Below are 2674 nucleotides of genomic sequence, written 5' to 3' on the forward strand. Positions count from 1 at the left end.
AAGCGCTCCTCAAACTCACCCTTGTACTTAGCTCCTGCCACCAGAGCACCCATATCGAGCGAAAATATCTGCTTGCTCTTAAGGTTCTCTGGCACGTCACCACGCACGATACGCCTTGCCAACCCTTCGGCAATAGCGGTTTTTCCTACTCCTGGTTCACCTATCAGGATAGGATTGTTTTTAGTTCGCCTACTCAATATCTGCAACACACGGCGGATCTCATCATCACGCCCTATGACGGGGTCAAGCTTGCCACTCCTCGCTTGTTCGCAAAGGTTGATGGCATACTGACCAAGTGCGTCGTAGGTATTGTCGGCACTAGGGTTATCTGCTTTTGCTCCGTTTCTTATATTCATAATGCTTTCCTTTAATCTCTTTTCATTTACTCCACTAGCTTTTAGTAATCGGCTAGCGGTATTCTCCTCTTGTAATAGTGCCAAAAGTAGGTGCTCTATAGCGACAAACTTATCGCCCATCTCACCAGATATCTTTTCAGCACTCTGTAGTAGTTTGACGGTATCGTTAGATAGATAGGGCTCGCCCCCTTCCACGCGTGGAAGCTTCCTTACCGCTTCATCTACGTTGGCACGAAGCCTCTGAAGATCGCCTCCTGCCTCTGGGATGCTCTTCTCTATCAAATGACCACCGCCATTGAGCAGTGCCTGTAGTAGGTGTAGTGGCTCAATCGCCTGCTGTCCTAACTCTTTGGCACTTTGTATTGTCGCTTGAATTATCTCCTGCGACTTAATTGTATATTTTTCCCAATTCATATATTCTTATGCTATTTATTATCGTTTTTACATATAGTATTATACAAAATTCCAGCCAATGGTGGCTGGGGTTATAAAAAATTCCAGCCAATGGTGGCTGGCGGACAATATGTAATAGAGCAATGATACTATTGTCTGTAGGCTGTGACAAAAAAGAGAGTGGTAGGTCAATTCCTACCACTCTCGCTCAAAATTTGTCAGAGATGTAAGTCAGTATCGTTACCAAATGACAATCTCATCGGTGAATAAGAACTTATCTTTGATAGGCAAGTGGTACTCTATCTTGAGGTAACGAGCTGTAGTATTTGGGGTAAATCTAAAAGTCTCAAAGCGCAGGCGAGTATCTTTTGGGTCGGTCTGTGACATAATCCTATCCACCACTTCGTACTGCTTGCCATCCATAGAGGTAGAGAGCTCTACCCACTCTGGCATGTGTACCCATGGGTCAATATCGTGCATACACTTAGTGCTGACAGAATTGATTTCAGTAGGTTCACCAAGGTCAATGACGCCTATGGTACTCTGAGAAGCAACATTGCCGAGCCATCTGCCATCCATATAGGTGATACTGCCACGAAGTCCATCAAGTAGGGCGGTCTCTACACCACCTGCGGAATAGCCACCGCCGAGTGGGGTAAGCCATTTCACTGTGTGCCCAATACCCTTATGGTAGTCAAATCGCTGTGTAGTAGGCTTGCCAAGTAGCTTGCCATCTCTGAATACGCCTGCAACCAGTGTGGCACTATCACGGAGTGTGATGGTCTCACCTTCTGTGTAAGTAGGGTCTTCAGTAGTAGGTACTTGACCATCCGTCCGGTAGTGAATCTCGTAGGGATATAGCTCCGTAGTCATCTGCACCTCAAAGGCTCTCTTGTCATAGTCTATGGTATGTGAGATATTGAGGTAGGTAGAGAGTGGGTAGCTATTAATTCCTCTCTTTATTAGTTGCGGAACATGGGTATTGACTCTTTTTCGGAAGCTTTCCCAGCTCTTGTACTCAGGATCTGTCCACGCCACCTCCGAGAGTGCTAGTATTCTCGGGAATAGCATATAGGCAGCATGGTTTTCATCCATCACATACTCAGTCCAAAGATTGGCTTGCACTCCATATATATAGGACTGTTCTTCCGTTGTGAGCTCCTTGGGGAGTGGGTCGTAGCTATATACCTTCTCCAATGGGAGATATCCTCCAATCTGCTTCTTCTCCGATTGCGTTGGGTCTTCCTGATAGTAATCTAGGTAGAGATGTGAATTGGGGGTCATAATCACTTTGTGCTTTGCTTTGGCTGCCTCGATGCCACCTGCTTCACCTCTCCAGCTCATCACAGTGGCATTAGGTGCCAAGCCACCTTCTAGAATTTCATCCCAGCCAATGATCTGCCGACCATTGTCATTCAGATACTCTTCCATGGCATGTATCATATGGCTTTGGAGCTGGTCAATATGCTTATAGCCCATCTCACGCATCAGCTTCTTGCAACGGCTACAAGTGCCCCATGCCTGTTTGCCTGCCTCGTCACCACCTATATGGATGTACTCGGAGGGGAATATATCCATGATCTCACTCAGAACTACTTCCAAGAAGGTGTAGCTCTCCTCATTACCTATGCAGAAGTCGCTCTCGTAGGGTAGGGCTTTACCACTACAGCTAAGCTGTGGAAAAGCAGCAAGTACCTCTTCGCTGTGTCCAGGGATCTCGATTTCAGGGATCACTGTGATACCACGCTCTGCCGCGTAGGCCTCAATCTCTCTTGCCTCCTCTTGAGTGTAATAGCCACCATAGGCTCCAGGAGTATCCTTACTGCAGTAGCGGCGATCCTTCTCAATCCACCACTTCTGCCAATCACTCTCGGTACGATAGGCGGTCTTCTCGGTTAGTTCGGGGTGATTCTTGATCTCTATTC

General features: G+C 47.0%; 2 protein-coding genes. Both read right to left on the bottom strand.

The features are described 5' to 3' along the window. A partial coding sequence (locus tag QVO39_RS07300; RefSeq protein WP_288171910.1) for a Clp protease N-terminal domain-containing protein occupies positions 1-770 on the bottom strand: 770 nt, incomplete at its 3' end. Between the two features lie 219 nt (positions 771-989). Continuing rightward, the coding region (locus QVO39_RS07305) for a family 20 glycosylhydrolase (RefSeq protein WP_288171911.1) at positions 990-2674 on the bottom strand (1685 nt) is incomplete at its 5' end.

Origin of the sequence: Porphyromonas sp. CAG:1061, assembly GCF_000435035.1 — a bacterium.
Classification (GTDB): domain Bacteria; phylum Bacteroidota; class Bacteroidia; order Bacteroidales; family Porphyromonadaceae; genus Porphyromonas_A; species Porphyromonas_A somerae.